Source organism: Bacillus sp. AY2-1 (genome assembly GCF_008368965.1).
In the GTDB taxonomy this organism is placed as follows: domain Bacteria; phylum Bacillota; class Bacilli; order Bacillales; family Bacillaceae_G; genus Bacillus_A; species Bacillus_A thuringiensis_S.
This window is the reverse complement of record NZ_QPEL01000200.1, coordinates 1-5,952: the sequence shown is the minus strand read 5'-3', so window position 1 is coordinate 5,952 and position 5,952 is coordinate 1. Positions and strand designations below refer to the sequence as shown.

Here is a 5,952-nt window from a genome sequence, read left to right as displayed (position 1 = left end):
TTTCTTTTTACGTTATATAAATTAGTTGATAAAAAAACAAACTAATTATTTAAAACGATAGATTGTTTCCTTTTTAAGGGCGAGATTTATCTGAGAGTGAAATGGATCATCTAAAGGAGGAATTAAAATGGATGCAAGGAAAGAACGCATAAAATACGAGAAGATGTCAAAGAATTATGATCGTATTTATTTAGTTTCGTTTATCCTATTAATTGTACTTGTTTGTAGTAGTGTGATTATCATAGGAGCTACAGGCGGAAAATATGGAGTGTTTTTATTGTTAGCAATTTTACTTAACGCACGTATTACGAAAGAATCTCAAAAAAAGTATGAGCACTATTCTAATAAAGGGCGTATTTAAAATGATACATAACCAGAAAGGAACAACCTAGATGTATATTCAAAATATCCCTTTATCATCTCCTATTAACTAGTAAAAGTAACTTTATATAAATCATTTTTTTAGCAATGTAGAAATAGAAACCGTACCCTATTAAAATGTTATTTCCGTCCATATAATGAATTATCCTTCTAGCATATTTATAAGATTTATATCATATATTAGTAGAAAGAATGCAAGTTAGAAAGGAGTTTTATAGAATGAGTTATTTGGAGGGAAATGACTTTAGTAAACAAAATATGGTAAGTGTGCCTAATCCCTATGTATATCAGACATTACAATCAGTAATTGGTAAACATGTGGTTATTGAAACTGTAAGAGGTAATGTAAGAGGAAAGTTAAAAGATGTGAAACCAGATCACTTGCTCATTGAAGATACGGCGCCATATATTGTACGCATTCAACAAATTGTATGGATTATGCCAAAACAGTAATCCAATTTATAAAAAATTAATGTCATAGTCCACCAAGTAAAAACACAGGGTTTTATCTCTGTGTTTCTTCAAATTTCCGTTTTTGGATATATGCTTGAGCATGAATAAGTTCTTCTTGAAGCTCTTTTAATTCTTTTGTAGATCCTGATTCAATTGCCATGTAAGTAGTAACTAAACTAATCATCATATCCATCTTCTCTACTATATTTTGAATGACTTGTTCAGATTGCTCTTTTTTAGGATGTTGTATTGCTATTAATACATTTTCTATATAATTGTTCTTTCTTTGCTGGATATCATAAATAAACTGTTTTGTGTTTGAGTTCATTTGTTTTCCCTCCGTTTTGGATATATTTTCATTCTATCATATTTGAATAGAAAATATTGTATGGGCCGTTCTTACTTGCAACATTCATCGGTTAAAGGGATTGTCACAAATGATTTTGGTGAAGAACTCAATTATAAAATGGTATCAAGTTAAGAGGTAGATGAAAAGAGTATCCTAAACCGTTTTACTCTTTTGTTGTATAATTTTTAAATCTTAATAAGTTAAATGTATTGTAAAGAAGAACAAAGTGATAGTGAACGCAATAATTTTACCATTTTGTTTAGGAGGTATTACTGTGAAAACTATAGAAATTGAAATGGTTAAATCTAGGAGTCGTAAGGATTTAAAAATAGAATTAGATAAAGCTGTAAAAAAGTTTCGTTCAAAGGGTTTAGAGGTTGTAGTACAATATCGAACACAAGCAATTTTAAAAGGAATTGGATATTCAGCTTCAATCGTGGGGTGTAAATCAGAATGATTGAAGCTGAACGAGGAAAAGAAGGATTAGAAGAGAGTAAAAAAAACGGGAAATAAAATAGGTAGACCAAAACTAGAAAAAGAAAAACTTTTAATTGTACTACGTATATATGATAGTGACCAATATTCCATCAAAGGAATCATAGAAGAAACTAGAATATCACAGGACTCTCTTTATCGAGCTATTAATAAACGAAAACTTGAAGAAACAAAGAAGTAAAAATACTTTGTGTTTCTTCAAATTATACCAGTTTATGGAAGGGGTTTTATTAGCTAATCTTATTTACAATATCATTCGAAAATAAAAACCCATTCCTTAACGTACAGAGAATCGGTTTTTATTGTGTCTGAAATGTGTTAAAACGTACAATTTTCTTTTTTTGATATCGTGACCCCATCACCATCAACTTAAGAAATTGATTGTTCCCCAAAACGGAAAAAATGAGCCGAATTCTCATAAATAATTGTGAAAAGGTAAAATTCTCGTTAGCGGAAGTAATATATTGATAGGTCAATACTTACAAATTTTTTATATGTTTTCTAATATCTGCGACTACTTTGGTAGGATCATCAATCTCAAAAAAGACATACTTATATTTTTCATGACCTTTTAATTCAATCATTACGAGAGGGACTCTATTTTCACAAGAGAGAAAGTACCATTCATCAGCATATTTAAAACTTCCTTCAAAAATATTGAGAGGAGAAATTGATGTTCCAGGCATACGAAGCATCCATTGTGGAGGATCAAAATAGCCAACATACACACTCTTAATCGTGTTATAAGGCATTTTTAATTTTAGTTTTAATGCAAGTAATCCTGTTATCCCATTTAGTTTTAGAATCAGACCTTCATTATCAAATAATATTTCTTTCCCCATAATTCCCCCACTTTTCACGTTAACTTTTATACTTGTATACTCAAAATCCCTTTGATTTGTTTTTGGATGGTAAAACATGTTTCTCTACTCTTTCATATAGAGTAAGCAATTGCTTGATAAAAAAAATTTTCGGTACTAACCAATACGAAAATAACGCTGAAACACATCCTATTAAAGCCCCTATTACAACATCAAAAGGATAATGAACCCCTACCCAAATACGAGAGATTGCTACACAAAATGCAAGTATAAGCCATAACCATCCAGTCTTTTTACGAACAAGCCAAAATGAAAAACAAATGGAAAAAAAGAGGATCGTATGGTCACTAGGAAATGAATTATCTACAGCATGGTAGACAAGTTTATTAACATCAGGCAATACTGCAAACGGTTGATAATTCAAATGAAATTTCCCTGCTATTTTTCCAATCATCTCAGCAATCACAAAAGCAACCATCGCTTGAATAACCATCATCCTACTTTTTCTAGACCCGGTAAACCAATAAGCTATAATAATTAAACCAAGAATATATACCATATATTCTGCCAAAAATATCATGGCTGAATTTAGGAATGAATATTGTTTACCTAATTCATTAATTGCTCGAAAAATATCAATATTGAATTGAGAAAAAGACATTTTCAAATTCCTCCTTCTTTTTTTCACTATAATAAAAAAAGAAAAAGGAAAACATCGAACTTTCTTACAAACATTCGTGCATTCTTACAGTTTTGTCATTTTTCTCGTCATTTTGTAAATGTGTTCATAGCCTTACCTTTTGCTATTTTCTTTGGGAAACATGGTAAATTACGAGAAAGAGCGCTCCAGATAACTTAACAATAAGAAGTCGATTATCTCTTAGCGTACGAAGTTTACGCTTTGTTGGTGCTAGCCCATCGCCATCAACTTAAGAAATTGATTGTTCCCCAAAACGGAAAAAATGAGCCGAATTCTTATAAATGATTGTGAAAAGGTAAAATTCTCGTTATGGGGGTGTCTTAAAATCTTAGCTTGATGGACATGTGGTGCCACCCCATCGCTATCAAGCTAAGCTTATACAACTTCAATTATAGTAGAGGTTATTTCTTTTTTCTAAAGGCTACGTGTAGGGAATTTAAAGATTTGCATACGAAATAAACCCTAACGGGTTTCATTTTTTTGATTTAAGCTGCTTGATTATCAGACATGATAAAATTGTAAACGACACCTAATATATCAAAGACTGTTTTCTTCTCATACCTATGAGATTTTCGCCCGTTTTGCTGTAAGAGTTTGAACAGGCGAATGAGAATCTTTGATAGCTCTTGGGTGTCTTTCTGTATAGCTTGGAAAAGAAGAAGAAAGTAATCTTTAATCATATATATGGCCTTATATTCACTCAGTTCTCGTTTCATTTTCATAAGAAGTAATTGCCGCATTTGAAACATAGTAGAAGAACAGAGTAAAATGGCAATCAGTTGCCCATACAAATGGCATTCTAATCGTTCTCGTTTTATTTTTTTACAATGGTGAATATGAAAGAATGATTTCCAAGTTTTAAATAAAATCTCGATTTGCCAACGTAAAGAATACCAATCATGCACTTGTCCCATCGGGACAATCTCTATAGGCGTGTTTGTCATATATACATTGATACCACTGAGTCGTTTGCTACGGGGAGAATACTTCATTCCTTTCTTTTTTTCTCGTATAGATTGATCCCGCAATCTTTTTTGTTGCTGTTCTGCTGTAAGTCGATGAACAATGACACGAGCTAGTACTTTATCGACCATTCCTACATAAGCATCAGATATTTCATGTGTTTGTCCTGGCTGAAGAGAATTCATTACTACCTCCATATCTACCTGTTTACATTCTGTTCCCTTCTTTAGTTTTCCATTTTGATAATAAGTAGGATTGGGATTTTTTTGATAAATTCGTGTATTAGATTTAATGCGAGAAATATAGTAAGCCTTTTTATCCTGTATATATTGAAGATCTTTCAGATGAAAATAGCTTAAATCCCGAATACACAAATCATCTTCTTTTACAGTGGGTACGCAAAGGGAACCGTAAGTTCGATCATGTTGTTTCCCTGGTCCTGTATGAATATGTAGAAAATGCCCACTTAAAAGATCATACTCAAGTTAAATTTTCATTCCTGCAGTATGGCTGCAACCTCCCGCACCAGGATAAACGGGAGAAAATATATTCGGAAGCTGAAAAGCCGTAGAATCTAGAATACGAATACGCTTAAAAATTGAAGTACATGGAGAAGCAATTGATATAGATGAAGTTAATTTTTTGTTTAAGAGCTCAGCTAATATATGTTGTAAAAGTTGTACAGCTGCTGGATTAAATCGTTGATTCAGTCCCCCAGGACTGATAAGTATTTCTGTTGATGCCTCTAAACAACTAGATAGCTGAGCTAAAGAAGTTGTCGCGACATTTTGACTCATCCATACACATAAAGCGACTAAATCTTGTGCTTGATATTTACTAATCCGCTTTACAAAACCAACACTTCGCGCAACAGACCTTAAGGTCTTTGGAGATAGGGCACTTTGAATCTCTTGAGCAAATAGTTGTAATTCGTCAGACACAGAAACAGACATAAAAAACGCCATCCTTTCCTATGATTCTACAGAAAGAATAGCGTATTTTTTCATTTTAGAGGAATTTTATATTACAGACATAAAAACAATGAGGTGCTCCTTCGTTTCTATAAAAATAAAGAGCGTATTTTTTCATTTTAGAGGAATTTTATATTGTCGGCTTGATAGCAATGTGGTGCTACCTCATCGCCATCAACTTAAAAAAATCATTGCAACATTTCTTTAGAAATTAAAGCTTTAATTGAACCAATTCTAAAAACTTGTTCACTTTTGATGGACTTGAAAAATTAGAGAATACAATAAAATCATCTTTATGATGCATTGTTAATTTTTGGATAACAGGAAGAGCAGATATCTCTAAAATTAGACCTCTTGTATCACCGAAGTTCGAAATTTCAGTTTATTCATACTCCCACTTAAGTCCTTTTCCAAACATAGCATCAGCACAGAACAATAGCTTTTTATTTGTAGCAACTAAGATTCCAAATCTACTAATATAACCAAAATTTATTGTGCAATAAATTGTAGAAAGGATTTCTTCATTGTTTTTCAAATGTTCTTTTACGGTCTCTAAATTGGCTTTCACAATTAATTCCTCCATGGTTGATTGTTAATAGTAAACTACATAAATTTTATACAATACTTATTATTGACGTTTCTTATGCATTTATTATTACATTTAAATAAAGATAGAACTATCTAATAACCTTACATAAAGGTGACAATTTTGTAATAAATTCAATAATATTAAGAGTGTTTAATACAGCACAATTTAAAACAAGGCTAAAATGACTCAAAAAACACTTAACAGGGTTTTTTTCAAAGATACTAGTATAC

General features: G+C 31.6%; 7 protein-coding genes and 2 pseudogenes. 4 read left to right on the top strand and 5 right to left on the bottom strand.

Going from position 1 to position 5,952, the window contains the following annotated elements; translation table 11 throughout:
* The first annotated feature begins 127 nt into the window (after window positions 1-127).
* The gene (locus DN403_RS28525; protein ID WP_000340032.1) at window positions 128-361 is read left to right on the top strand and encodes a hypothetical protein; all 234 of its coding nucleotides are present in this window, start codon (window positions 128-130) and stop codon (window positions 359-361) included.
* 239 nt (window positions 362-600) lie between these two features.
* A complete protein-coding gene (locus tag DN403_RS28520) occupies window positions 601-834 on the top strand; it encodes a YuzF family protein (RefSeq protein WP_078994728.1) in 234 nt (77 codons plus the stop codon).
* A 52-nt stretch (window positions 835-886) separates the two neighbouring features.
* On the opposite strand, the gene DN403_RS28515 is transcribed toward DN403_RS28520, so the two are convergent.
* Complete coding sequence (locus tag DN403_RS28515; protein ID WP_097911897.1) at window positions 887-1,162, bottom strand: hypothetical protein; 276 nt, start codon at window positions 1,160-1,162, stop codon at window positions 887-889.
* A 295-nt stretch (window positions 1,163-1,457) separates the two neighbouring features.
* Here DN403_RS28515 and DN403_RS28510 point away from each other — a divergent pair, with 295 nt between their 5' ends.
* Together DN403_RS28510 and DN403_RS32445 are read left to right on the top strand one after the other, a co-directional pair.
* Window positions 1,458-1,640, top strand: coding sequence for a hypothetical protein (locus DN403_RS28510; RefSeq protein WP_255452082.1), 183 nt, complete (start codon window positions 1,458-1,460; stop codon window positions 1,638-1,640).
* Window positions 1,634-1,859, top strand: a pseudogene (locus tag DN403_RS32445) (recombinase family protein); the annotation flags it as partial. The gene DN403_RS28510 and the pseudogene DN403_RS32445, both read left to right, overlap by 7 nt.
* 298 nt (window positions 1,860-2,157) lie before the next feature.
* On the opposite strand, the gene DN403_RS28500 reads toward DN403_RS32445, so the two are convergent.
* From DN403_RS28500 to DN403_RS32035, 4 genes and pseudogenes are all read right to left on the bottom strand, one after another.
* On the bottom strand, window positions 2,158-2,520 hold the full coding sequence (locus DN403_RS28500) for a hypothetical protein (RefSeq protein WP_149186015.1): 363 nt from the start codon (window positions 2,518-2,520) through the stop codon (window positions 2,158-2,160).
* 40 nt (window positions 2,521-2,560) lie between these two features.
* Window positions 2,561-3,160, bottom strand: a complete 600-nt coding sequence (locus DN403_RS28495) for an undecaprenyl-diphosphatase (protein WP_149186014.1) — start codon at window positions 3,158-3,160, stop codon at window positions 2,561-2,563.
* Between the two features lie 524 nt (window positions 3,161-3,684).
* Window positions 3,685-5,115: pseudogene (locus DN403_RS28485) on the bottom strand (IS4 family transposase).
* Window positions 5,116-5,515: 400 nt separating this feature from the next.
* Complete coding sequence (locus tag DN403_RS32035; protein WP_255452081.1) at window positions 5,516-5,701, bottom strand: PH domain-containing protein; 186 nt, start codon at window positions 5,699-5,701, stop codon at window positions 5,516-5,518.
* Window positions 5,702-5,952: the final 251 nt, after the last annotated feature.